The organism is Planctomycetota bacterium (assembly GCA_039819165.1).
GTDB lineage: Bacteria > Planctomycetota > Phycisphaerae > Phycisphaerales > UBA1924 > JAHCJI01.
Window position 1 is genome coordinate 844403 of sequence record JBCBSM010000001.1, and the last position, 25412, is coordinate 869814.

A 25412-nucleotide genomic window follows, 5' to 3' on the forward strand; every position below is an offset into this window, starting at 1 on the left:
ACGCTGCATGAAGCTAAACAAGGAGCGTCGCGTCTACGTCGCGCTGCTGGGCTGCGCCGGGTTGGTCCTGGGCGTCGATCAACTGCTCAGCGCTGGGCCGCAATCGGCCCAGGCCGGCGCACCGGTGCCCATGCACGACGCGACCACCGGGGACGCAGGCGCAGGGGCGGCTGCCCGACCGCTCGACGAACGCAAGGCGATGGCCGGCTGGAACGAGGCGGCCCGGGCACTGATGGCCCAGAAGAACGAGTCGGGGGGCGTGCCCGATCCATTCGCGATGCCCGATGCAGGGGCTGGCGAGGCCGTGGCGTCCGCGGGAGGCTCGTTCGCGTCCCGCCACACGCTCAGCGCCGTGCTGGCCGCGGGGCCCGATAGCGTGGCGATCATCGACGGCAGGCCCGTGCGCATCGGCGAAAAGATTGACGGCATGACGCTGGTGGAGGTCGAGCGGCGGGCGGCGGTCTTCGAGAGCGGCGCTCGGCGGATCCGCGTCGAGCTACCGGACCAGGCCACGGCTCCCGGTCGCCGGGGCGTCTCGGTTGGCGCTCCGCGGCGCTAGCCGCACAGCCGGCACAGACCGCCCGAGCGACGCGATGAAGGCCCCGCAACGGGGATGGGTGGCTGGATACGGGCAACGAGAACGCCGATGCCATCCTCGGCGAGCCAGGATGGCCCGCCGGGATCCGAGGTGGAGGTGACGGACATGCTTGGGGTGCTGCGTCAACGCCGGTGTGGCTTTAGCTTGATCGAGCTGGTGATCGTGATCGCGATCCTCGGCATCCTGGCCGCCGTCGCGGTCCCCCGTATGAGCCGAGGCGCCGCGGGCGCGGCCTCGTCGCGGCTCAAGTCGGACCTCGCGACGCTCCGCGGGGCGCTGGAGCTCTACTACGCCGAGCACCAGAACAACTACCCGGCACTGGCCGACTTCACCAACGCCATGGTCGTGCAGTTCTCGGATGCCGAGGGCAACCTGAGCGCGACCAAGACCGGCGAGTTCATTTACGGTCCCTACCTCAAGGAGATCCCGACGATCCAGATCGGCACCGAGAAGGGCAGCAACGGCGTCGGCGCCGCGCCCGGTGCGGGCATCGCCTGGATCTACGACGACACGACCGGCAACATCTCCGCGAACACCGGTGCGCTCACCGACGACGCCGGCGTGCTGTACACCTCGTACTAGCGTCGCGACGCTCGGAGGGCTCGATGCTCCGGCGTGCCTTTAGCCTCACCGAACTCGTGATCGTGCTGGTGGTCATCTCGGTGGCCGCCGGCCTTGCACTTCCGGCCTACTCCTCCGCGACGGGCCGCTACCGGGCGCACGGCGGCGCCCAGCAGCTCGTCGCGGATCTCGACCGCGCAGCCGCGCACGCCCGTACCACCGCCACCCAGGTCGACGTCGCGTTCCTGTCCGCCCCCGACCGCGTCGAGTTCAGCGGCCTGCCCGACCGGCTCGATGCCGCCGTCGACCACGTGCTGCAGCTGGAGGGAGATCCGTTCTCGGTCCGGCTCGTGACGGCCGACTTCGGCGGCTCGGCGGCCTTTACGTTGAACGAGCTGGGCGTGCCCTCCTCGGGCGGCACCATCGAGCTCGACGGCGGCGGCCGCAAGTGGATCCTCGACGTCGACCCCACCACCGGCGAGGCGAGCATCCGATGATCGGCCGTGCGCACCATCGCGGCCTGACGCTGATCGAAGTGACGATCTCGCTGGGGATCACCTCGACGGTGATGATCGGCGCGATCGCCGCCATCGGCATCGGCGGCCAGGCCTTTCGCGCCGCCGCCGACCAGAGCCAGATGAGCGCGGGCGCCGACGGCCTGGCGCGGATGACCGCCGACCTGCGGCTGGCCCGTGAATTCCTGGAGAGCAATCCGAATTCGGTGACGTTCACGGTGCCCGATCGCACGGGCGACGGCATCGAGGACCGGCTGCGGTACGCCTGGTCGGGCACGCCGGGCGACCCGCTGACGCTCTCGATGAACGACGCGACGCCGGTCGCGATCGTCGACGCGGTGGACGGCCTGGGGATCAACTACGTCGACATCCGGGTGGCCGGCACGGATCGGTACCAGGCAATCCCCGTGGTCATCGAGGAGTTGCTCTTCGAACGCACGGACGCCAGCGGATCGGGCGGCGTGGATCGCATTCGCGCCGACGAGTGGGTCGGCGCCGTCGTGGAGCCCGATCTGCCCGCAGACGCGGTGGCCTGCGAGATCACGCGGCTGGTGTTCGAGATCGAGCAACGCGGGGCCCCGGATCAGGAGATGGTGTTCCAGGTGCGTCCGGTCGACGGCGGCGGGCTGCCCGAGACGACCGTGCTGGCCGAGGTCCGGCTATCCGAGTCAGAATTTGCCGTGGGCGACCCCGAGCCGTACGAGGTCGTGCTGCCCACGCCCGTGCGGATCGCCGCGGGCGACCACGTGGCGATCGTCATGGGCATGTACGGCGGCGGGGCGGCGGGCGCACTGGCCATCGACACGTCGTCGCCCGAGTTCCTCGCCGACGGCTGGCTGGTGACGGGCGACGAGACGAGCTTCACGATCAATGGCTCGCAGGACCTGGTGCTGGAGGTCTACGGGGTGATCGAACGATGAGCACGCGGCGAGGCACGCAAACCAGCCGGCGAAGCGGCTTCTCGATGGTCGAGGCAACGCTCGCGGTGATCCTCGTGGGCACCTCCATCGTGGCGGCCGTGGGCGTGGCTGGTGCGTCGGCAAGGGCAAATGGCAGCGCGACCAATCGCCGGCAGGCCGAGGCCCTGGCGGGCATGCTGATGAACGAGGTGCTGCAGCAGTCGGCCGCGACCGACGGCGCGACGAGCTCGATGGCCTCGCGGCTGGACAACTACGACCACGTGCTGGACTACGACGGGTTCAGCGAATCGCCGCCGCGGACGCCCGCGGGCGTCGCCTGCGCGCCGGCGGGGTGGTCCTGGGAGGTCGCGGTGGCCAGCCTGGCGAGCGACGCCGTGGCGGCCACCACCGTCGGCGGGCTGTACGAGGTCACCGTCACGGTCATCGCGCCCGACGGCACGCAAGCGATCCGAGAGGCCCTACGCGGGGACACGGACGCGGTGATGCCGCCCCCCGTGGCGAACACCGAGTTCCTGGCCCGCGTCGACGTCACGATGACGCTCTCGGACGGCACCGACCTGTTCGGCACCGCGGCCGTCGAGAGCCGGCGGCCGCCCGGCGGGCCGACGCGGACGGAGGCGCTGCGATGAGCCGAGCCCGCCACGAGAGGGGCGCGGCCTATCTGCTGGCGTTGATGGTCGCCTCGATCACGTCGGCCGCGGGGCTGGCGGCGCTGTCGATCGCCACCACCAAGGCCCGCACCTCGATCCTCGAGGACGACTTCTCGCGGGCGCAGCTCAACGCGCGGTCGGGCTCCGAGCACGCCATGCGGACGCTGGCGGCATCGATCGCGGACGGCACGGGCTGGCGGGCGAACCTCAGCGGACTGGTGCACTGGCAGGACGTGGATCGCGGCCAGTTCGCGTGGCGGTTCACCGAGTTCGACGGCAGCACCCTGCTCGACAACGGCGACGGCCCCGTTCGGCTGGCAGTCCGCGGCGTTCACAGCGAAGCCCGCTACCGCGTGGAGGCGACCTTCGTGCCCTCGGGTGACCCGCTGGACGTGCTCGAGGTCGGGCTGTACTGCGGCAACGACCTGTACTTTGGTGCTGGCGCGACGATCACGAGCGACGTGGCCATCGCCACGGGCGCGAACGCCGATGCGCCGCTCGGCAGTACCATCAACGCCGACGTCGAGGCGGTCGGCACGATCAACGGCTCGACCTACTCGGGCACGACGACGGCCGGGGCGTCCGCGCGGCGGCTGCCCGACCCGTCGCTGGTCACCTACTACAACACAAGGGGCACGGTGATCCCGCTGGCGAGCCTGCCCAACGTGCTCGGCACGCGGTACCTGCAGGACGTACTACTCAGCGACGCGTCGAATCCGTACGGCACGCCCAACGAGGAGGGCATCTACATCGTTGATTGCGCCGGCGCCAACATCGTGGTGACGCGGTGCCGCATCGTGGGGACGCTGGTGCTGATCAACCCCGGCCTCTTCAGCACCATCGGGGCCGGCGTGCTGATCCAGGGCGACAAGCCGTACATGCCGGCGCTCGTGGTGGACGGCAGCATCACGTTCGCGGGCACCACGGCGGGCCCGGACGAGGCCGCCTCGGGCATCAACTTCAATCCGGAGCACACGCCCTACCTGGGCGACGGCGACGACGACCAGGTCGACGCGTATCCCTCGGGGCTCCGCGGGCTGGTGTATGTCGACGGAGACATGACCTTCGCGTTCCCGCGGATGGACTTCGTGGGCACCGTCATCGCGACGGGCCGCAGCAGCGCGCTCGCCGGAGCGACGATCACCATCCAGCACGATCCGCAGATCCCGACTTTGCCGCCGGTGGGCGCGTTCGTGGACGAGGGCGCGGTGGCGCTCGACCCCGAGAGCTGGATCTGGACCTGGTAGCGGGCGGAGCGTTGGGAAACGTCAGGCGGCCTTGCGCTCGGCGATGCCGGGCGTCTCCTCGCTGTGCCGCAGCAGTTCGTCGAACTCGGTAAAGTCCAGGTCGAGGAAGGCGCGGGCCATCCGGGGATCGAAGTGCGAGCCCGAGCACCGCTGGATCTCGGCGATGACCTCTTCGCGGGGCAGGGCCTTGCGGTAGGCGCGATCGGAGCTGAGCGCATCGAAGACGTCCGGGACGGCCAGCAGCCGGCCGAAGAGCGAGATCTCCTCGCCCGCCGCGCCGGTGGGGTAGCCCTTGCCGTTCCACTTCTCGTGGTGGTGCAGCACGCCGGGCAGCACGTCCTCGAGGGAGGGGATGCCGCGGAGGATGTCGTAGCCGATGCGGGGGTGCTTCTTGATGAGGTCGAACTCGCCCTCGGTCAGCCGCCCCTTCTTGGTGAGCACGGCCTCGGGCACGCCGATCTTGCCGATGTCGTGCAGCAGTCCGGCCAGGTGGACGCGCTCGCAGGTGTGCTCGTCGTGCCCGAGCGCGCGGGCAAGCTCGCGGGCGCCCCAGGCGACGCGCTCGGAGTGGCCCTTGGTGTAGGCGTCCTTGGCGTCGATGGCCGCGGTGAGCGAGCCGACGACGCCCATGAACATCTGCACCTGCTGCTCGTAGCGGCGGAGGTTGTCGTGGAAGACGCCCATCAGATCGGCCACGGCATCGAGGATCTGGATGTCGACGCTATCGATGACCGGACGGCGGCCGCCCTTCTCGCCGCAGATGATCAGCGCGACGGTGCGGCCCTCGTGGGTGATGGGCTCGACGAGGATCTCGCCGTTGGCGATGGCGCCGAGCTCCTCGTCGCCCGGATCGATCACCCGCGTCCACGCGTCTGCGGGGTGGCTGGTCGCATAGGCCTCGCAGGCGGTGCGGAGGGCTCGCTCGCTAAACGGCGGGCTGCCCATGACCGCCGTGGTGCCCGAGATGCTGACGGCGGCGCCGCGGCCCTCGAGCACGACCAGCGCGAGCCAGCCGTACCTCATCGTGCGGCGGACTTCCTGGGCCACCGTCTGCAGCACGGCGTGCGGGTCGGCGACGTGGTTCATGAAGCGGCCGACGTACAGCAGCAGGCTGATGTGCTCGTAGGACTCCGAGAGCTGCTCGCTGAAGGTGTTCACTAGGTCGTCGCGGCCCGAGACCAGCTCGATCTCGCGGGAGAGCGCCCAGTCGCCGTACTGCGCGAGCCTATCGATCTCGCCGGGCGTGTGGACGGCTACACGCCGCACGGCCGACCGGAGGCCCTGGGCGGATGTGCCGGCCGCGGAGGCCATGGCATCGAGCTCGGGATGATCCAGCAGTTCTTCGGTGAACGCGACGGCCAGCTCATAGTCCCGCCTGGACGTGGGATCGCTGCCGCGGCTGAACCCCACCACCTCCACGCCGGGCATGATGGTCCGAGCGCCGTGGTCGATCCGCGTCGATCGGCAGAGCGCATCGAGCTTCTCTCGCCATTCGGGTTGCTCGAAGAGGGCCGCGAGTTCGGGCGGGCAGGGCGAGGAGGAATCGACGCCGTGCACCGGGGACCACCGGAGGATGATCGGTGCGTTGGTCGCGTCGAAGGGCTCGCTCATGCCGCATCCCCCCGGGCCGAGCGGAAGTTCTCCAGGTAGTCGCCGACGATCTGGAGAAGCTCGGTCGGGCTGAAGGGCTTGCGGAGGATGTGCTCCACGCCCGTGTTTTCGAGTTCCGAGCGGCTGATGCGGTGCTCCAGGGCCGTCAGCAGGATCACCGGGATGCGTGCGGTCTCGGGGCTCTCGGCCAGCGTGCGGACGAGGCGGATGCCGTCGATGTAGGGCATCTGGTAATCGCTGATGATGAGCGCCGGGTGGTGCTGCTGCGCGAGCGCCAGCGCGGTGCGCCCGTCCGCGGCGGTCAGGATCTGGACGTCCTGCTCCTTGAGCTTCCACTCCAGCATGAAGCGGATGTGGTGCTCGTCGTCGGCGACCAGCACGATCGGCCGGGATGGATCAAGGGGTGTGTCCACGGGTGTGCCTTCGGGGCTCTATCGGCCTTTCGGGGACGGCGGTGGACTCCGGATGCCGTGGATGGCGCGTGGTTCGGGGAAACGATGGGACCGGCCGGGGTACCCGGCGGTGGTCGCGGCTTATCGGTGCTGCGGCCACCGGAACGCGGCTCGGCAAGCCCGGAAGCCGCGTATCGTCTTATCGGCCGCGGGGGAAGCCCCCGCGGAGGCCGGTGCGGTGGCCGAGCGGCTGAAGGCGTTGGTCTTGAAAACCAATGAACCCAATTGGGTTCCGTGGGTTCGAATCCCACCCGCACCGCTTGTGATCGAGATCGGCGAGGCACCGGGCGGCCAGTCGTGGCCCGGCGAAGGCCAATCGGGGCCCGACCCGGTTTTGGGCACGATTCCCGTGATCTCCGGCTGGCGGACGGAGATGCCCGGAGAGTTCTTCGGGTACCATCTCGTTATCGTGGGCCCTGCCAGATTCCATGTGCGCCGCTTCCGTTGCGTGGGCCGGACCGGACCGTCGTCCCATCGCCGGGGCGTCACGCTGGTCGAGTCGCTGCTCGTGCTGGCCGTGCTCGGGCTGCTGCTGGGCATCCTGCTGCCGGTGCTCTCTGGATCACTCCAGGCGGCTCACTCGTTTGCCTGCCAGATGTCGCTTCGGAACACGGCGTTCGATCTCCAGATGTTCCTCGACCCGCGGCTCGTGGACGGGCTGGAGCACGATCCCTGCGATCGCCGGGGACACGTGGGCCTGGAGACGTTCCAGGAATCCCAGTACGGCATCGACGAGTTCTGGGCGTACGGCGGCGATCGATCGAGGGCGACGCTGACCAACGCCGCGGACGTACCGCTCCGCTGCGCATCGGTCCGCGGAGATCTGGAGTTGCGGCGTGACGCCCCGTGCAGCGCCGGCGGCGTCGCGAGCTGGCAGACGGTCTCGTACGGCTTCAACAGCCGGCTGCATCGAGTCGACGGGCCGGGAGGCCGATCCGTGCAGGCCTGCCTGGCCGAGCACGTGCTCGAGACCGCGGGCGACGTGCCGCTGGCGTGGGATGTCGACGGCGTGGAGGCCACGCGGCGGGGCGTGACCCCCGTGTTTTCCGCGCCTCCGATGGGCGGCGACGGGCAGTACGACGACGGCCACGCGTGGATGCCGGCCGTGCGGCACGGCGGCAAGGTAAACGTCGCGTTCATCGGCGGCCACGTGCTGTCGTCGGCCGATCCCCTCGCCGAGGCCTCGTGGCGATGGGCGTTCCAGCTCGATCCCTAGCCCGCGCTGCCGATCGGGAGCGTGGCAGCGCTGCCTGGCGGCTACGGACGCAGTCGCTGCGGCTGCGTTTCGCGCTGCTCATGAGCGCCATCTGTCTGGCCGTCGGGCTCAACGTCGCGACGACCGCGTGGGGCTTGTTCTTCCTGGAGCGGCAGTACGCCGAGCCCATGCGGGCGACCGAGACCGCTCTATCGCTTCTGAGCGCTACGAAGCGGGCGGTCGGCGAGCAGCACAACCTGCTGGGCGAGGGCCATAGCGAGGCCGCCATCGGTCCCCGTGCGGCGACGGCGGGCCGCGACGACGAGCAGCGTGCGGTGCAAATCCGGGGACTCAGCACGGCCTCCGGAGCGACGGCCGCCAGGCTCACGGCCGCCACCAACCTTGATTCGGTCCTCGGCCGCGGTGTGCCGCGATATGTTGCGCAGCGGCTGGACATGGCGGCCCGAGAGGTGGATGCTGCGCTCGAGGGTGACCTCGCGGCTCGGGGTCGGGCGCTGGCGATGCTGTTCGAGATCCACGAGCGGATCGAGGAGACCGAGGCACGGATCGTCGAGAACGCCGATCGAGCGTCGGTTCATGCCGGCCGGATGCGCAACCGCGTGCTGGTGTCGGTCGGGGTCACCCTGGCGATCACGATGCTTGCCGGCGTGCTGGCGGTGCAGCTGGTGCGACGGTGGATCCTGCGGCCGATCGAGCGTCTCCGCCTCGCCACGGAGCGGTTCGCGGCGGGCGACCTCGACTACCGCGTTTCGATACCGGGTCGGGACGAGGTTGCCAAGCTTGGCGAGGAGTTCAACGCCATGGCGTCCACGATCCTCGCCATGCAGTCCGAGCGGCTCGATCGCGAGCGGTTGGCGGCCTTCGGGGCGGTGACCAGACGAATCGTCCACAACATCAAGAGCCCGCTGGGCGGCATCCGCATGCTGTCCGAGCTGGCGCAGCAGGACGCCGCCACCAACGCGTCGCGGGAGCACCTCGCCCGCATCGCCGGCACGGTCGACCGCCTGGATTCGTGGCTGCGGCGGCTGCTCGACGTGACGAGGCCGGCGGACATCCAGCCCGTGGAACTGCCCGCCGGGCGATGGCTGGAGGGCGCGGTGGAAGCCCTGCGGCCGACGGCGGAGGGCGGCGACATCGAGCTGCGGGTGGACGCCTCGGCCGGCCCAGAGGATGCCGAGTTCGACCCTGCGCACCTTGAGCAGGCGGTCGTCGCGCTCGTCTCGAACGCCATCGAGGCCACGCCGGCGGGCGGCACCGTTCGCGTGACGGCGTGGAGCGATGGTAATGGACGCTGGGGCGTGGACGTCGCCGACGGCGGGCCCGGCGTGTCCGAAAACGCGGCCGCGGAGCTGTTCGAGCCGTACTTCACCACAAAGCCCGGTGGTTCGGGCATAGGCCTTGCTATGGCCCGGAAGGTGGCGCGGGACCACGGCGGCGACGCCTGGCTCCGCGACGCCGGAGAGGGCCGAGGGGCGGTCTTTGCGATCGAGTTGCCGTGCGTGGCGGCGGCGTCGCCGGCCACGAGTAGCCCGGCGGAGGCCTGACATGGCCGCAATCCTGCTCGTCGAGGACGATGTCGACCTGCGGTACTCGGTGCGCGCCACGCTGGAGCGCGAGGGGCACGCCGTGGCCGAGGCCGGCGACGTGCCCGAGGCGCTGCGGCTGTACGCCGACGGCGAGTACTCCCTGGTGCTGACCGACCTGCGGCTGCCCACCGATTCGGGGCTGGCGCTCATCCGCGCGGTGCGGGACGAAGACGCCGACGTCCGCATACTGGTCATGACCTCGGACGACAGCGTGCACACGGCCATCGAGGCGATGAAGCTGGGAGCCGACGAGTACCTGCTCAAGCCGTTGCGGGTGGCCGAGCTGACGCTGACGGTCGATCGGGCGCTGCGGCACCGCCGGCGGGACGCGCAGCTGCGTCTACACCGGCGGCTATCGCACGCCGACGACCACGACGAGCCCATCGGCGAGAGCGCCGCGTGGGCCGGAGTGCTGGCGCTCGCGCGCCGCCTGGCCGAGATGCCCCTGCCCGCCCCCGGCAAGGCCCGGCGGCTCGGGGGCAACGCGCAGCCAACCGTGCTGATCACCGGTGAGACCGGCGTGGGCAAGGGCGTGGTGGCCCGTGAGATCCACGCGGCCGCCAGCGACCAAGAGGCGCCGTTCGTGCACGTCAACTGCGCCGCCCTGCCGCCGGCCCTGATCGAGGCCGAGCTGTTCGGCCACGAGCGGGGTGCCTTCACCGATGCGAAGGAGGCGCGCGAGGGGCTCTTCGAGATGGCCGAGGGCGGCACGATCTTCCTCGACGAGATCGGCGAGCTGCCGCTGGACCTGCAGAGCAAGATGCTACTGGTGCTCGAGGAAGGCGTGGTGCGCCGAGTCGGGGGCACGCGGACGCGGAGCGTGTGCGCTCGGGTGGTGGCGGCGACCAACATCGATCTGCCCGCCCGCGTGCGCGAGGGCGACTTCCGCAGCGACCTCTTCTACAGGCTCAACACCTTCACCATCACCATTCCGCCGCTCCGCGAGCGCGAGGACGACGCCGTAGGGATCGCCCGCGTCGCGCTGCAGCGCTTCGCTCGGCAGTTTGGCCGCGAAGGCATGCGGCTGGGCGAGGACGCCGAGCGGGCCATCCGCGGGCACCGCTGGCCCGGCAACGTCCGCGAGCTTACCAACGTCATCCAGCACGCAGCGATGCTGTGCGATCAGCCCCTCGTCCGGGCCTCGGATCTCGCGATCACCCGCATCGGCAGCGATGAGCGTGGCTCGGATGGGCTGCGGTTCGACTTCGATGGCGGCCCGCACACCGCCGAGGACGTCGAGAGGGCGCTCGTCGAGCAGGCACTCCAGCACACGGGCGGCAACGTTACGGCGGCGGCGCGGCTCATCGGCATGCAGCGCAGCAGCCTCCGCAATCGCATCGATCGATACGGCCTGCACGAACTCGTCAAGGAGCTAACGGCATCATGAGGCGACGGCTTGCCGCTATCGCGGGGCTCGTAACCGCGGCGTGCGCGACGGACACGCTCGCGCAGCACCAGACGGTGTTCCCGGATGTCGCCGGCGACGCGGTCGCTCGGCCCACCGACCGCGGAGGCCGCGGCACGATCCACCCCGACTCGGCGTTGCCCGACCTGCTGCGCGTCACGGCGTCGGGATGGCAGCCCGCGAGGCCCGCGTTCGATCCCTACGAGGGCGTCGTGGTTCGGGGCGACGAGGCCAGCATCTTCCGCATCCAGGCGATCTTCGACGGCCTCGTGAACCCCCCAGGCACGCTGGGATTCGCGGGCCAGCCGTTCGACCCGTTCCGCTTCGGCCCTAGCCCGGTGCTCGGGTACATCGAGTTCAGTGTCGATGGTCGCAAGGACACGGGGGGCCACCTCGGATCCTCGGCGGAACAGCGGACGCTCGCGAATGCCGCCCGCTTCGGCGGACGGCCCGAGGGTTCGATCGGCGCGCGAGCCGCGACGAGCGCGCGCGACTACGACCGAGACATCTTCTCGGGTCCCCAGTTCGAGCGCAGCGGCACGGACTTCGCGCTGTCTCTGTGCGGCTGCGAGGCCGTCGTGCTCGTGCGCGAGGTCGGCGACGGCGATGGCGCGTTCGAGGCCGGCGAGTCGATGCTCGTTCGCAGTCGCTTTTTTGCCCGAGCCGAGGGCTACATCCGTCCGAGCGGCATGCGGGGCGGTTCGGTGCCGGGCGCCTACGACCCCGTGGTCAATCTGCTCTTCGTGCACGACATGGCACGGGATGAGACCGCGGTGACCTTCGTCGGTCCTTTGACGATGCTCGGCGCCGGCTTGCTCGCCGGCGCCGAGCCGGAGCCCATCGACCTGCGGGCGAACAACCAATGGTCGATCGAGGAGGGCGTGGTCGATCTGGTCGATTCGGCACCCTTCGCCGAGGGGGAGTCGCACGTCCTCATCGAAGACTGGGACGGCCGCGATCCAGAGGATTCGCTCGACCCGACCGACTGGGAGGCCATGGCGATCGTGGGCACGAGCTACGCCGAGCCCGGCGTCGACGGCCTGTTCGTCTGGAGCGACGTTGGCTTCGAGACGCGCCGCGGCGATCTGGACGGCGACGCCCTCGCCGGCCCGCTCGATCGGGCGATGCTCCGATCCTGGGTCTACGCCGTCGATGGCGGCGTGATCGACGAAGACGGCACCAAGAACGGCCGCGTGGTCCTGGCGGACGCGCCGTTCGACTTCTCGCTGTTCGATCTCGATGCCTCGGGGATCGTCGAGCACGAGGATCTTGCGGCCTACGGATCGCGTGCGGACCTCGACGGCGATGGCCGCCTGACCATCTTCGATTTCCTGGTCTTCCAGAACCTCTTTACCGCCGGAAGCCCCGTCGCGGACTTCGACCTTGATGAACAGCTGGACCTGTTCGACTTCCTCGCATTCCAGAACGCCTTCGACGGCGGCTGAGTGCATCGCTGCTGCCGCGCTGCCCCAGCTGGCTCCGAATGGCCGACCACCGGCCATCGCGGGCCCCGCGGGCCGACGCATGGCTCATCGGACTGGCCCCTGGATGCTCGTGCGTGCGTGGACCGCTTGGCACGAGTCTTGTAAAGCACCACGCAGTCGCCGGCGTCCGGAGGAGGACGCCACGACCCAGAGCGGCATGCGTGTGCCGACGACACCCAAGGCCGTCCCTCCCCACGGACGAGCATGACCAGGAGACTCGAAGATGCAGCGAACCACTTTCATCCTTGCGGCGACTGGTGCGGCGGCGATCGCCAACGCGCAGATCGGCTTTGCGCCCCGCGCGGACTTCTCGACGCCCAACCGTCCGTCCGGCATCGCGGCGGCCGACTTCACGGGCGACGGCGTGCCGGACCTGGCGGTGATCGCCGATGATCGCGATCGGGTTATCGTGCTCGCCGGCGACGGCGCCGGGGGCTTCGTCGCCGGCCCGGTCACCTTCCTGGGCTCGGGCACCGGTGCGGACGCCGTGATCCACCACGACATCGACGGCGATGGCAACCAGGATCTGGTGATCGTCTTCGACGGGCCGAACACCGCACAGGCTTGGCTCAACGATGGCGCGGGCGGTTTCGCCCCCGGGGCCAGCGCATCCACCGGCATCGAGCCGGTCTGGATCACGAAGGGCAACCTCAACGGCAACCGGGATGCCGACTTCGTGGTGGTGAACCGCGACTCGAACTCGGTCTCGATCATCCTGGATCTGGGCGTGGCGACGGCCGCGTCGCAGCTGGCGGTGGGTCTTGAGCCGCGGACGGCGGACATCGCGGACTTCGACGGCGATGGCAACGCGGATCTCGTGGTCACCAGCCACGACGATCGCACGATCCGGATCCTGGGCGGGAATGGTGCCGGCGGGTTCACGCCGGGCCAGGTGATCACCACGCCGGCCCAGCGGCCCGAGGGCGTGGTCGCGGCCGATTTCGACGGCGACCGCGACATGGACCTAGCCGCCACGGTCGACAACGCCGTGCGGCTGTACATCAACACCGGCGGCGTGTTCGCCGGCGGCGCCCTGCTGCCCGTCGGATCCGTGGACCCGTCGGCGATCTACATCGGCGATTTCGCGGCGGGCGGCCCCGGGCCGGATCTGCTGACGATCAACGACGATGGCGGCTCGATCTCGGTGTTCGAGAACTTCGGGAGCGGCGCCTTCGGCACGGCTCAGGTGTTCTCGACGGGCATCTCGCCGCAGTTCGCGGCCGTCGGCGACTTCGATCGCAGCGGCACCGACGACATCGCGGTCACGAACAGGGACAGCAATACCACCAGCGTGTTCCTCAACCGCGACACGGCCCTGCCGTGCCCGGCCGACTTCGACGGCGACGGGGAGGTCAACCTCTTCGATTTCCTGGCCTTCCAGATCGCCTTCGACCTGGGCCGCCCGGCCGCGGACATCGATGGCGATGGGATGCTGACGGTGTTCGACTTCCTCGCCTTCCAGAACCTCTTCGTGCTCGGCTGCCCGTAGCGGCGCCCGACGCGGCGCCGAGATCCGTTCGGACTCCGTCCGCATGCTCGATGGCGTGCGGACGGTGCTTGCGTGCGCTGGTGGGCGGTGCGTAGTGATACGGCGGCCCGGAAACACCCTTATACCGATCCGGGTGCTCCGCAGACCCGTGTGGGCACCAGCCGCCACCACGACGAGGAGATCGAGCCATGTTCCACGAGCCCTGGCGTGCCGCCGCCGCGATCGCGTTCGCAGCCTGTGCGGCCGTCGCCCACGCGCAATCGGATTCCACCTGCCGCGTCGACCTGGACGGCGACGGCGAGGTGACGCTGTTCGATTTCATCGAGTTCCAGAACCTGTTCGACGCGATGGACCCGATCGCCGACTTCGACGGCGATGGCCGGTTCACGGTGTTCGACTTCCTGGAGTTCCAGAACGAATTCAACCAGGGCTGCCCGGAGGACCCGATCGCGACGCAGCTGGCCGGCATCCCGCTGGGCGAATACCCGTGGTTTGAGTACACCCGCGCGTTCAACGCGGGCCAGACCGTGCAGCTGGCGATCGATCCCGATCGGTTCCCGTCGATCTTCGGCGAGACCGGCGACATCTACATCGTGGCGGCCAAGAGCGAGGCGGAGTGGGCGGGCGATCCGAGCCTCGTCGACGTGCGCGCGGGCGGCCCGCAGGAACACACCTTCGATGCGCTGGGGATCTCGTCGGCCGCGGTGCTGCTGGACGGCAGCGCCGCCCTGCCCGCCGGCGATGGCCTGGCGATCGGACGGGGCTACGACGTCGTCGTCGACGTTGACCGCGACGGCGTGCTGGGCGATGGCGACTTCATCGACGGGCTGGGCCTGGTCCGGCCGGACGAGAACGGCTTCTCCGTGTTCGTCGATCTGACGACGCCGGGTCCGCTGACGCCGACGATGATCGACACAAGCGTGTCGGCCGGCGTCATCCGGCTGAACTATCCAGCAGAGATCGCCACCGAGGGCCCCCTGCCGCTCTGCGTGATCATCCACGGCGGTGGCCACGATTACCGCTGGTACGACTACCTGCAGGACCACCTCTCGAGCTGGGGCTGGGTGAGCATCAGCGGACGCAACGACTTTAGCGGCACGGGCAACAGCCCGCTGCGGTACACCGACGCCATCATCGCGCAGCAGGGCACCGTCGCCGGCGGCGTGCTGGACGGGCTGATCGACACGTCGCGGATCTTCTGGATCGGCCACAGCCTGGGCGGCCGCGAGATCTGCATCGGCGCCGAGCGGCTGCACCGCGGTCTGTTCACGCCGGCGAACTACACGCAGGACGACATCGTGATGCTCAGCTCGATCGCGGCCAACAGCATCGGTGACTTCGGCAGCCTGGACGCCGATCCCGGGCCGCTGCCCTTCCACATGATCTGGGGCTCGGCCGACGGCGACCGCAGCGGGGCGCCCGACGTCCAGGCCGTCCCCTTCCGCCACTACGACCGCGCGACGAGCACAAAGCTATCCACGTACATCCACGGGGCCGACCACAACGACTTCAACTGCTGCGGCTTCAACAACTTCACGGGCCCGCCCGCGACGGAGATCGGCCGCGACGAGGCCCAGCGGATCGCCAAGGCCATCTGGATCGCGCTCGCCAAGATCTATGGCGAGGGCGAGACCGACGCCATCGACTACCTCACGCGGCAGTGGGAGAGCTTCCGGCCGCTGACGGTCAGCTCGGGCACCACCGTCGTCCACATGTATCGACCCGATCCGGACGCCGACGGCAGCGTCGTGATCGACGACTTCCAGACCAATCCCAGCACCGCAACCAGCAGCTCGGGTGGCACGGTTTCGCTCACGGTCTCGAATGCCGAGGAGTTGCGGCTGATGGATGGCGGCGGCGGCTTCACGTGGCAGCCGACGGATCCGGCCAACGGCATGACCTACGCGTGGCTGACGCGGGACTTCTCGCGTGGGCTGGTGTTCGACTACATGAACACCGGGCGCTCCATCGAGTTCGAGGTGCCCGCGGTGCTCCGCGACGTGTCCGCCCTCGACCACCTCTCGTTCCGCGCATGCCAGGGCACGCGGCACCCCAACACCACGGCCGAGCTCGAGGACCTGACCTTCACGGTCTCGCTCATCGACGGCTCGGGAGCGTCCAGCGCGATCCACATCGGCGCGTACGGCGGGGGCATCGAGGAGGTCTACCAGCGGAGCGGCAGCGGCACGGGCACCGGTTGGCAGAACGAGTTCGAGACCATCCGCATCCGGCTCACCGACTTCCTCGCGGAGGGTGCGGGCGTGGACCTGTCCGACGTGGCGGCCGTCCGCTTCGATTTCGGCCCGAGCTTCGGGTCGGATCTCGGGCGGCTGGGCCTCGACGAGGTGGAGTTCACCGTGGATCCGTAGAGCGAGGGAGCCAGTTCGAGCACGCCACGAGGGCGGGAATTGATCCCGCCCTCGTTTTGTTGCATCGTGTTCGTGCTCGGCACGCCCGCTTATCCGGCGGGGCAGCCCGTGTCGAATGCATTCTGATAGCACAGGAAGTCGAAGAGGTCGAGCGAGCCGCTGCGGTCGCAGTCGGCCGCCAGGTCACCCGCATCGAAGGCGTTCTGGAATGCGAGGAAATCGAACAGGTCGACCTCGTCGTCACCGGCGAACTCGGCGTAGCAGCTCTCGCGGATGCGGCCCTCGCCGCCCTCGGGGTAGTCGGCGGCGGTGATGAGGCCGGCCAGGCGGTTCTCGATCTGGTCGGCCAGGCTCTGCTGGTAGGTCACGCCGACGCTGGTGAACGGAGCGCCCCGGAACGGATATTGGTCGCCACCGCGGGCCAGGAAGTCGACGATCGCGATCGTCACGGACGGCGCGCCGCGGAGCACCACGCCATCCTCGATGAGGACCGTGCCGTCGTCCAGGGCGGCCTCGCGGACGCGCGCACCCGGCGTGAGCACCATGCCGAAGTCGTCCAGCTCCTGGGCTTGCTCGCGGAAATCGAACTCGAACGTGAAGCCGCCGACCTGGGCGAACCGGCCGCTGCTGAAGCCCTGGCGGCTCACCGCGTTCTCGAGGATCTGCTTGAACTGCACGGGCGGCACGTCGGGAACGACCGTGATGAAGTTGGTGAAGGGCAGGATGTCGAAGGTGTCCAGCTCGCTGATATCGCCCGGGCCGATGATGCTGTCGTTGCGGATGCCGCCGCCGTTGGCAAGGGCGACGTCCGGCTCGGCGACGCCGAAGACCGGTGCCAGGTCGATCGCGGTGGCCAGGAAGCTGTCAGCGATCAGGTTGCCGAGATTGGTCTCCATGTTGCGGACGCTGCTGCGGCGGCCATCGAGTTCTACCTCGGTGAAACCAATGATGTTAGCGGCCAGGGCGGCCACCGCGTCGGCCACCGGGTCGACGACGTCGGCCTGGATGGTCGGGTCGGGGTCGACCGCGTCGGGATCCACGCCCGAGACGCGCACCGGGCCGGACTCGTCGAGGATCTCGACCAGGTTCCCGTCTGCATCGAAGCCGAGAATGAGCCGGCCGACGTACTTGTACGCGCCGCTGGTGGTCACCACGGGCACGGTGTTGCCGTCGGCATCGGTGCGGGTCAGCGGGTAGCCACTCTCACCGAGCACGGTGTCGGGCGTATCGCCCGGGAGCAGCAGGTCGCCGGGGTTGGCCAGCAGCTCGTCGCCGCCGCCACCAATGACCGCGTCGATGCCGCTCAGTTCAGCGATGAGGTCCAGCTCCGTCTCGAGGCCCTGCAGGTGGCTGCTGAGCAGGATGATGTCCACGCCCGCGGCCTGGAGGTTGTCGACCTCATCCTGAACGGCCGGCAGGACGGCGTTGATGACCACGTCGCGGGGGCTGGAGATGCTGCGGAGGCTCTCGGTGGTCGCGCCGATGACGCCGATCCGCTTGGTGCCGGCGGTGCTGGTCGGCACGTCGATGATCGTGCTGGCGGCGATGCGGCCGCCATCGACGAGGGCCTGCAAGCCGGGCTCGCCGCTGAAGTCGAGGTTGGCCGAGAGGAACGGCGCAGGGTTCACCGAGAAGCCGGCGATGAAGTCCTCGAGGATGTCGGGTCCGAAGTCGAACTCGTGGTTGCCGATGACGAAGGCGTCGTAGTCGATCAGGTCGAGCGCGATGGTGTCGAAGAAGGGCACGCCCTTGTCGAGGCTGGCGTTGAACTCCGGGCCGGCCAGGAAGTTGTCGCCGCTAGTGATGAGCACCGAACCGGTCTCGGCGCCCGCCGGGAAGGCCAGCGCCTCGGCCCGCAGATTGGCGACCACGGTGGCGAATCGGGCCACGCCGCCGAAGTCCCCGAGGCCGCTGCCCGCATCGATGAGCTGGCTCTCGGCGTCATTGTTGTGCAGCACGTGCAGGTAGAAGTCGGCGGTCTGGGCGGTGGCGGTGCCGGCGAAGCCGGCCATGGTCAGCAGTATCAGCGGATGGCGCATCGTGCGGTCGCTCCCTTGCGTGCGCGTTCGCGGCCCCGACGGCCTACGTGCCGGTCGGATCTCTCGGCAGCCGCGAACGACGATCGCACGGTAAAGGCGACCCGTCCGGCACTCGCTAGGACGGCCGGAAGAGTGCGCGAAGATGTGGCTAAGCCGGCGCCGGCGATCAGCAGCCGGCGTCGAACGCGTTCTGGAACGCGAGGAAGTCGAACAGCGTGAGGCTGCCGTCGCCATCGAAGTCGGCGGCGAGGTCGCCCGCGTCGAACAGGTTCTGGAAGCCCAGGAAGTCGAAGAGCGTCAGCAGGCAATCGCCGTCGATGTCGGGACGGCAGAAGTCCAGCGTGAAGGCGTGCAATGCGCCGACGCCGGGATCGCCGGCGATGGGCGTGCCGGCATCGTCGGCGGGCGCTCCGACGAAGAGCCGAAGGCCGGTGGGTCCTTCGTACAACGAGGCCGACGAGCCGAAGCGGGCGAACGGGACCGGATCCGTCGGGCGGATGATCGCGGTCTGGATCGGGGCGGCCGGATCGGTGATGTCGAAGGTGTAGGCCGTGCCCGCCAGGCTGGTCTCGCCCGAGAGCGCGCCGGCGAGCAGCACCTCGGCCGTAAGCGAGACCGAAACACCGAAGTCGCCGGGCGTAAACGTGTCGGTCGCGGTCACGCGGGCGAGCTGGACGGGCGCGCTGCGATTGCTCACGTCGAAGAGGTAGACCGAGCCGTCGCTGCCGTCCGGGTTCGCCCCGGTCGCGGCGATGGCGGCCAGAGCAACATCGCCCTCGATGAGCAGGTCGACGGCGGCGCCGAAGTTGTCTCCCATCGCCCCGTCGTCGGGCAGGATCTTGGCGATCTCCTCGCCCGTCTCGATGTTGAAGAGGTAGGCCGAGCCCGAACTGGACCCGACGTCGTCGTTGAGCGGCGCGCCGATCAGCGCATAGGCGACCTCGCCCGCGGTCACGCCCCCGCCGTCGATGGCCACCGAGCTGCCGAAGCGATCGACGGCCGCAGCGTCGGAGGCGGTCAGCTTGAATCGCTCGACGGCGTCGGTGCCGACGACCTCGAAGACGTACACGGCTCCGGTAGCGCTCGACTTGTCTGGCGCCGCCACGACGGCGCGGTCGAAGTCGACGTCCAGGGCGTTGCCGAAGAGATCCAGCCCGCGGCCGTCGCTGGCGGTGAGCTTGTCGAGCTGCGTGCCGGTGGATCGCAGGAAGAGGTAGGCCGCGCCGGCCGCGGGGCCGAGTTCGCCGTCGAAGGGCGCCCCAACGAGTGCCAAGGCGTTGTCGGCGGCGACCTCGCTCCCGAATTGCTGGTTCGCGATGGCATCGTCCGGCAACAGCTCGAAGAGCAGCTGGGGAACGGCGGTGTTCAGCGTGTACAGGTACGCCCGACCCGCGCCGCCCCCGGCCTCGTCGCCCGCATCCGGTGCCCCCACGATGCCGAAGCCCGCGGCCGCCGCGTCGAACGAGGACCCGAAGTTGTCGCCGTCGAGCCCGGTGGTGGGCGAGACCTTGGCGTCCTCGCTGCCGCACTGGGTCTGGGCGTGCGAGGCGGCGGCGGCCACCAGGATGGCGGCGATCGACGATGCGGGCGTGCGCAGGCTGCGGCTCATTGGTTCTCTCTCCCTTCGATGCGTGAAGGCGGGGTTGTACGCGGCCAGCCCGGGCGGGACAACCCGGGCGGCGTGCCGTGCGTCTGCGTGCGCGTCGCTAGATCGCCCCCATTGCCCGCTTCGCCAGCCGGGCGGCCGATTGATCGCGGGTGACCGCATCATCCGACATATGCTGCGGTGCAGGGACGCACGATGCCGACCGCAGGGCCGCACCATGGAGGAAGGCTTGGCCGCGAAGAAGACCACGAGCACGTCGCGGGCGACCGCCGAGACCATGGCGGGCCGGCAGCGGGAGATCTCGGTCAGCGAGTTCTTCGCCAAGAACCGCCACCTGCTGGGCTTCGACAATCCCCGCAAGGCGTTGCTGACCACGGTCAAGGAGGCCGTGGACAACGCGCTGGACGCCTGCGAGGAGGCCGGCATCCTGCCCGACATCGAGGTCCGGATCGAGGAGTTGTCCGCCCCACCCTCGGCGAGCAAGCCCGGGCGATACGCCGTCACGATCACCGACAACGGCCCGGGCATCGTGCGGAAGCAGGTGGAGAACATCTTCGGCAAGCTGCTGTACGGCAGCAAGTTCCACCGCATGAAGATGAGCCGGGGCCAGCAGGGCATCGGCATCTCGGCGGCCGGCATGTATGGCCTGATGACCACGGGCAAGCCCATGGCCATCACCACCAGGCCCAAGAAGACCAGGCCGGCCCACCACCTCGAGCTGGCGATGGACACCACCAAGAACAAGCCCGAGGTGACCATCGACGTCGAGACCGACGACTTCCCGGCCACCTCCAGCGGCACGGGCACGTCGGTGCGGATCGAGCTGGAGGCCCGCTACCAGCGGGGCAAGGCCAGCGTCGAGGCCTACCTCGAGCAGACGGCCATCGCCAACCCGCACGCGCGGATCACCTTCGTGCCCCCGGACAAGGCGAGCGACGGGCCCGCGCTGGATGCCGAGGACTCCGAACTCGAGCGCACGACGGAGCTGGCCGACCGCATCATCTATCCTCGCACCGTCGAGGAACTGCCGCCCGAGACCGAGGAGATCAAGCCGCACCCCTACGGCGTGGAGCTGGGCAACTTCCTCAGGATGCTCAAGGCGACCAAGGAGAAGCAACTCGCGGGCTTCTTCAAGCACGAATTCTGCCGGGTGCCGCCCGCGATCGTCAAGGAGGTCTCGAGCAAGGCCGGCACCAAGAAGAAGACCGTCACGGGCCAGACGTGGATCAAGAACGTCGACCACGATTCGGCCGAGCGGCTGTACCGGGCGCTCCAGGACGCCAAGCTCCGCAGCCCCCCCACCGACTGCCTCGCGCCCATCGGCGTGCGACAGATGCTGTCGGGGCTGCTCAAGGGCGTGAAGGCCGAGTTCTACGCGGCGAGCACACGAGACCCGGCGGTCTACCGCGGCAATCCGTTCCAGATCGAGGCGGCGATCGCCTTCGGCGGCGACCTGCCGGGCGACGAACCCGCCCGCGTGATCCGCTTCGCCAACCGCGTGCCGCTGCTCTACCAGCAGAGCGCGTGCTGCTCGTTCAAGGCGGTCGTCGAGGCCAGCTGGAAGAACTACGGGCTGAGCCAGCCCCGCGGCGCCCTGCCCGTCGGCCCGATCGTGATCATGATCCACATGGCCAGCGTGTGGGTGCCGTTCACGTCGGAGTCGAAGGAAGCGATCGCCGACTACGACGAGATCCGCAAGGAGATGAAGCTGGCGCTCCAGGAGTGCGGCCGCAAGCTCGGTACGTACCTCCGCCGCCGCCAGAAGATGCGCCGCGAGAGCCAGCGTCGCGACATCTTCGGCCGCTACATCGCCGAGATCGCGCGCTCGACGGCGGCCCTGACGGGCGAGGATGAGGCGAAGCTCCTGGAAGCCCTCCAACGCCAGGCCCAGAAGCGGACGGCGATCGCCGACGCCGAGCTCGACGAGGACGGCAACTTCGTCAGGAAAGAGCGCAAGGAGCCGGGGCTGGACGACGGCGTGCTGATCGTGGACAACGGCGTCGCGGCCGAGCCCGCGAGCAAAGAGCACGCGGATAACGGGCACGCCAATGGCACGATCGAGGGGAAGGAAGGCCAGCCCGGCCTCTTCGTGAACGAGGGGAGCGAGCCCGTGCGCCATACCAAGAAGACCGTTCGTCGCAACACGGTGGCAAAGAAGTAGGCCATGGCCAAGAAGAAGACTACTCGAAAAAAGACCACCAAGAAGGTCCGCAAGGACGCCGCCTCCACCCCCGCGCCCGCGAGGCCCAAGTCCGAGGCGGCCGCCGCTCGGGACGAGAAGACGCAGAAGGCCCTCAAGGGGCTGGCCGGCGGCATCGCGAAGTCGGCGCTCGCGGGCCGGGAGCCGACCTTCGACGTGCCGACGCGATCGGCGTCCAACACCCGCTGGAACAAGTCGCGCGGCATCCTGCAGATGGGCAGCGCCGCCAGCACGCGGCAGATCTTCAACCTGGGCCAGGCCCGCAAGTTCATGCAGAGCCTTCGGCACGCCCACGGCATCAGCCGCCTCATCGACCAGAACAAGACGACCAGCCTCCGCGGCATGTTCTACACCGGGCTGGGCGACGTGCACGACGCCGCCGGCTCGAAGACCCGCGAGAAGACCTTCGACGACCAGACCGAGAGCGATGCGATCCTCGAGGATCTGGAGGTCACGCTGGGTGCGCTCCGAGAAGAGCTGCACATCTTCGCCAAGAAGCGCGGCGCCATGGTCGGCAACATCACGCTCAACGACAGTGGCGACACCATCGACTGCCGCAAGATGGGCAGCGGCGGCTATGCCATCCCGAGCATCTGCGAGCCCGACCGGCTGCGCTTCGAGAAGTGCGAAGCGGACTTCGTGCTGCACGTCGAGAAGGACACCGTCTGGCAGCGCTTCAACGAGGACCGCTTCTGGGATACGCACAACTGCATCCTGACCGAGGGCAGCGGCCAGCCGCCGCGGGGTGTGCGGCGGCTGCTACACCGGCTGAACAAGGAACTCGGGCTGCCGATCATCTGCCTGCTCGATTGCGACCCGTGGGGGCACTACATCTACAGCGTCATCAAGCAGGGCTCGATCAGCCTCGCCTTCGAGAGCGAGCGGCTGGCGATCCCCGACGCCAAGTTCCTGGGCATCCGCTCGGACGATTTCGAGCGCTGCAACCTGAGTGATAGCGTGCAGATCAGCCTGAACGACCGCGACATCACGCGGGCCAAGCAGATCGCCGAGTACCCGTGGTTCAAGGGTCACCGCGGCTGGCAGAAGGAGATCGCGAGGCTGCTCAAGAACGGCTTCAAGCTCGAGGTCGAGGCCCTGATCAACATCGACATCAGCTACGTCACCGAGACCTATGTGCCGGAGCGGTTGGCGGCGGAGGATTGGCTGAGCTGAGTCCGGGAGCATCCATGGCCATTGAGTACGAGCCACAGACCAAGGCCGATCTTATCGAGGCCCTGCGCGCCTACGTCCTGGACAACCTCGACCGCGACATGGGCGATCTGCAGGCCGGGACGCTCTTCGAGTTTGTCGATGGCCTGGTGGGCGCTGCGGCGTACAACCGGGGCGTCGCCGACGCACAGGCGTGGTTGACGACACGGATCTTGGACATGCCCGCCGACCTGCACGAGAGCGTCGACTACGGCTCCTGAATGGCCCGATCCCCGCGATGGCCTGCGCCTACGAACCCACCATGCCCCATGCCACGCACCGCGTCGCCGTCGTCCAGCATGCCCCAGCCGCCTTCGATCGCGACGCTACGCTGGCTATCGTCGCCGACCGCACGGCCGAAGCCGCCGCTAAGGAGGCCGAACTGGTTCTCTTTCCCGAGGCGTTCGTCCCGGCGTACCCACGGGGCCTCGGGTTCGGCATGGTCGTCGGCAGCCGCACGGACGCAGGCAGGGAACTCTGGCGGCTCTACAGCGAGCAGGCCGTCGAGGTGCCTTCGCCCGCAAGCGAGCGGCTCGGGGCGATCGCCCGCGAGCACGCGGTCCACCTCGCCATCGGCGTGGTCGAACTCGATGCCGTCACGCGCGGCACCCTGTACTGCACGCTGCTGGTCTTCGGCCCCGACGGAAGACTGCTCCACCACCACCGCAAGCTCAAGCCCACGGCGGCCGAGCGGCTGGTGTGGGGCGAGGGCGATGGCTCGAGCCTGCATTCGATCGACACCGACCTCGGCCGCGTCGGCGGGCTGATCTGCTGGGAGAACTACATGCCCCGCGCCAGGGCGGCGATCTACGAGTCGGGCTGCGAGGTGTACCTCGCGCCGACGGCGGACCACCGCGAGGCCTGGCAGCACACGATGCGGCACGTCGCGCTCGAGGGCCGGTGCTTCGTGCTGGGGTGCAACCAGGTCATGGATGCGTCCGTGTATCCGCCGCACGTGCGGGCGCTGGAGCCCGACCTCGACGAAGCCCGCGCCGTCAGCCGCGGCGGTAGCGTGATCGTGGCGCCGACGGGCGAGGTGCTGGCAGGGCCGCTCTGGGATGAGCCCGGCATGCTTGTCGCCGACCTCGACATGGATCTGCTGCGGCAGACGCGGCTCGACTTCGACGTCGCGGGGCATTACGCGCGGGCGGACGTGTTCCGCTAGTCCCGCCAGTCGAGGACGATCTTGCCGAACTGCTCGCCCGCCTCGAGGCGTTCATACGCCGCGCGGCCGTCCGCCGCCGGAAAGACCTTGTCGACGACGGCGGCCAGCTTGCCCGCTCGAAAGAGCGCGGCAACCTCGCGGAACTCGGCGGGCGTGCCCATGGTCGAACCCAGCACGCGGAGCTGGTTCCAGAAGATGCGGGCCAGGTCGGTCGTGGCGTCGGGACCCGTGGTGCAGCCCGGCGTGACGTAGGCCCCGCCGCGGGCGAGGCTCTTGATGCAGCTCAGGTGCGTGGCCTTGCCGCTGCTGTCGACGGCCATGTCGACGCCGCGCTTGCTGGTCCACGCGCGGACGTCGCGGGACCAGTCCTCGCCCGTGTCCGGCACGGCGTGCTCCGCCCCCATCGCCAGCGCTCTGTCGAGCTTCCACTGGTGGCGGCTCGTCACGCACACCCGGCAGCCGTGGTGCAGCGCGATCTGGAGGGCGCTCGTGGCGACGCCGCCGCCGATGCCGGTGATCAGCACGCTCTGGCCGCTGCTAAGTTGGCCCTTGGTGACCATCATGGACCACGCCGTCAGCGCCGTCAGGCCGAAGGCGGCGGCCCCGATGGGATCGATGTCGCTCGACGCGTCGGGACCCAGGTCCGCCAGGTGCGTCGCGGGGGCGTGGAAGAACTGGCGGTGCATGCCGTTGTGGTGCTCGCCGATGAGCTCGTAGTCGGCGGCGAGCGTCGAGGCGGGCGGATCGCCCGGCCGTTCACGGGGCGGCACCTCGACGGCGGCGTTGACGATTACGCGGCGGCCGACCCAGGCGGGATCAACGCCGTCGCCGACCTCCTCGACGACGGCGCACGCATCGCACCCACTGACCCGCGGCCACGACAGATCCACGCCCGGGATGCCCCGGCCCACCCACAGGTCCATGTGGTTGAGTGCGCTGCACAGCGTGCGGAGCTTGGCGTGGCCGGGCGGCGTGGGCCCGAGATCGGGCCAGTCGGCCTGGAAGTCGATGCCGGGCGCGACGGCCTCGCCCCGGCCGGCTTGCTTGGTGCAGACGAGTGCGTGCATGGGCGACGATATGCCAACGAAAA

At 69.4% G+C, this 25412-nt stretch carries 21 protein-coding genes and 1 tRNA gene; 17 read left to right on the forward strand and 5 right to left on the reverse strand.

Annotated elements, in window-relative coordinates:
* The first annotated feature begins 7 nt into the window (after positions 1–7).
* The 6 genes from AAFX79_03765 to AAFX79_03790 all read left to right on the forward strand — a co-directional run bounded on the left by AAFX79_03765 (position 8) and on the right by AAFX79_03790 (position 4491).
* Positions 8–559: a hypothetical protein gene (locus AAFX79_03765; GenBank protein ID MEO1007656.1), complete on the forward strand. Its 552-nt coding sequence runs from the start codon at positions 8–10 to the stop codon at positions 557–559.
* A gap of 87 nt (positions 560–646) precedes the next feature.
* The gene (locus AAFX79_03770) at positions 647–1180 is read left to right on the forward strand and encodes a type II secretion system protein (GenBank protein MEO1007657.1); all 534 of its coding nucleotides are present in this window, start codon (positions 647–649) and stop codon (positions 1178–1180) included.
* A 23-nt stretch (positions 1181–1203) separates the two neighbouring features.
* Positions 1204–1656 (forward strand): GspH/FimT family pseudopilin, encoded by a 453-nt coding sequence (locus tag AAFX79_03775; GenBank protein ID MEO1007658.1) that lies wholly within the window; start codon positions 1204–1206, stop codon positions 1654–1656.
* Entirely contained in the window at positions 1653–2594 is a 942-nt protein-coding gene (locus AAFX79_03780) for a hypothetical protein (GenBank protein ID MEO1007659.1), read from the forward strand. Before AAFX79_03775 ends, AAFX79_03780 begins: the two co-directional genes overlap by 4 nt.
* On the forward strand, positions 2591–3223 hold the full coding sequence (locus AAFX79_03785) for a hypothetical protein (GenBank protein MEO1007660.1): 633 nt from the start codon (positions 2591–2593) through the stop codon (positions 3221–3223). The genes AAFX79_03780 and AAFX79_03785 overlap by 4 nt, the downstream gene beginning before the upstream one ends.
* On the forward strand, positions 3220–4491 hold the full coding sequence (locus AAFX79_03790) for a hypothetical protein (protein MEO1007661.1): 1272 nt from the start codon (positions 3220–3222) through the stop codon (positions 4489–4491). Before AAFX79_03785 ends, AAFX79_03790 begins: the two co-directional genes overlap by 4 nt.
* A gap of 21 nt (positions 4492–4512) precedes the next feature.
* Here AAFX79_03790 and AAFX79_03795 read toward each other — a convergent pair whose 3' ends face one another.
* Both AAFX79_03795 and AAFX79_03800 read right to left on the reverse strand, forming a co-directional pair.
* Positions 4513–6102 carry an HD domain-containing phosphohydrolase gene (locus AAFX79_03795; GenBank protein MEO1007662.1) on the reverse strand — a complete coding sequence of 530 codons (1590 nt, stop codon included), beginning with the start codon at positions 6100–6102 and terminating at the stop codon, positions 4513–4515.
* On the reverse strand, positions 6099–6515 hold the full coding sequence (locus AAFX79_03800) for a response regulator (GenBank protein ID MEO1007663.1): 417 nt from the start codon (positions 6513–6515) through the stop codon (positions 6099–6101). The genes AAFX79_03795 and AAFX79_03800 overlap by 4 nt, the downstream gene beginning before the upstream one ends.
* Before the next feature lie 211 nt (positions 6516–6726).
* On the opposite strand from AAFX79_03800, the gene AAFX79_03805 reads away from it, so the two are divergent.
* The 7 genes from AAFX79_03805 (at position 6727) to AAFX79_03835 (ending at position 16103) form a co-directional block, all read left to right on the forward strand.
* A tRNA-Ser gene (locus tag AAFX79_03805) sits at positions 6727–6813 on the forward strand.
* 150 nt (positions 6814–6963) lie between these two features.
* A complete protein-coding gene (locus AAFX79_03810; protein MEO1007664.1) occupies positions 6964–7770 on the forward strand; it encodes a prepilin-type N-terminal cleavage/methylation domain-containing protein in 807 nt (268 codons plus the stop codon).
* A gap of 80 nt (positions 7771–7850) precedes the next feature.
* Positions 7851–9314 carry a HAMP domain-containing sensor histidine kinase gene (locus AAFX79_03815; protein MEO1007665.1) on the forward strand — a complete coding sequence of 488 codons (1464 nt, stop codon included), beginning with the start codon at positions 7851–7853 and terminating at the stop codon, positions 9312–9314.
* A 1-nt stretch (position 9315) separates the two neighbouring features.
* On the forward strand, positions 9316–10743 hold the full coding sequence (locus AAFX79_03820) for a sigma-54 dependent transcriptional regulator (protein MEO1007666.1): 1428 nt from the start codon (positions 9316–9318) through the stop codon (positions 10741–10743).
* Complete coding sequence (locus tag AAFX79_03825; protein ID MEO1007667.1) at positions 10740–12206, forward strand: GC-type dockerin domain-anchored protein; 1467 nt, start codon at positions 10740–10742, stop codon at positions 12204–12206. The genes AAFX79_03820 and AAFX79_03825 overlap by 4 nt, the downstream gene beginning before the upstream one ends.
* A 262-nt stretch (positions 12207–12468) precedes the next feature.
* Entirely contained in the window at positions 12469–13734 is a 1266-nt protein-coding gene (locus AAFX79_03830; GenBank protein MEO1007668.1) for an FG-GAP-like repeat-containing protein, read from the forward strand.
* Between the two features lie 188 nt (positions 13735–13922).
* Positions 13923–16103 carry a GC-type dockerin domain-anchored protein gene (locus tag AAFX79_03835; protein ID MEO1007669.1) on the forward strand — a complete coding sequence of 727 codons (2181 nt, stop codon included), beginning with the start codon at positions 13923–13925 and terminating at the stop codon, positions 16101–16103.
* 89 nt (positions 16104–16192) lie between these two features.
* Here AAFX79_03835 and AAFX79_03840 read toward each other — a convergent pair whose 3' ends face one another.
* Both AAFX79_03840 and AAFX79_03845 read right to left on the reverse strand, forming a co-directional pair.
* Positions 16193–18142, reverse strand: coding sequence for a 5'-nucleotidase C-terminal domain-containing protein (locus tag AAFX79_03840; GenBank protein MEO1007670.1), 1950 nt, complete (start codon positions 18140–18142; stop codon positions 16193–16195).
* Positions 18143–18308: 166 nt separating this feature from the next.
* Entirely contained in the window at positions 18309–19751 is a 1443-nt protein-coding gene (locus tag AAFX79_03845) for an FG-GAP repeat protein (protein ID MEO1007671.1), read from the reverse strand.
* Between the two features lie 226 nt (positions 19752–19977).
* Between AAFX79_03845 and AAFX79_03850 the strand changes: the two genes are divergently transcribed.
* The 4 genes from AAFX79_03850 to AAFX79_03865 are packed head-to-tail and all read left to right on the forward strand — an operon-like array spanning position 19978 to position 24322.
* On the forward strand, positions 19978–21909 hold the full coding sequence (locus AAFX79_03850; GenBank protein ID MEO1007672.1) for a DNA topoisomerase VI subunit B: 1932 nt from the start codon (positions 19978–19980) through the stop codon (positions 21907–21909).
* Positions 21910–21912: 3 nt separating this feature from the next.
* The gene (locus AAFX79_03855; GenBank protein ID MEO1007673.1) at positions 21913–23121 is read left to right on the forward strand and encodes a DNA topoisomerase IV subunit A; all 1209 of its coding nucleotides are present in this window, start codon (positions 21913–21915) and stop codon (positions 23119–23121) included.
* Between the two features lie 14 nt (positions 23122–23135).
* Complete coding sequence (locus tag AAFX79_03860) at positions 23136–23378, forward strand: DUF2164 domain-containing protein (protein ID MEO1007674.1); 243 nt, start codon at positions 23136–23138, stop codon at positions 23376–23378.
* Between the two features lie 41 nt (positions 23379–23419).
* A complete protein-coding gene (locus AAFX79_03865) occupies positions 23420–24322 on the forward strand; it encodes a carbon-nitrogen hydrolase family protein (protein MEO1007675.1) in 903 nt (300 codons plus the stop codon).
* Here the strand turns inward: AAFX79_03865 and AAFX79_03870 are convergent.
* On the reverse strand, positions 24319–25389 hold the full coding sequence (locus AAFX79_03870) for a zinc-binding dehydrogenase (GenBank protein MEO1007676.1): 1071 nt from the start codon (positions 25387–25389) through the stop codon (positions 24319–24321). The two genes, AAFX79_03865 and AAFX79_03870, sit on opposite strands and share 4 nt — an antisense overlap.
* Between the last annotated feature and the right edge of the window lie 23 nt (positions 25390–25412).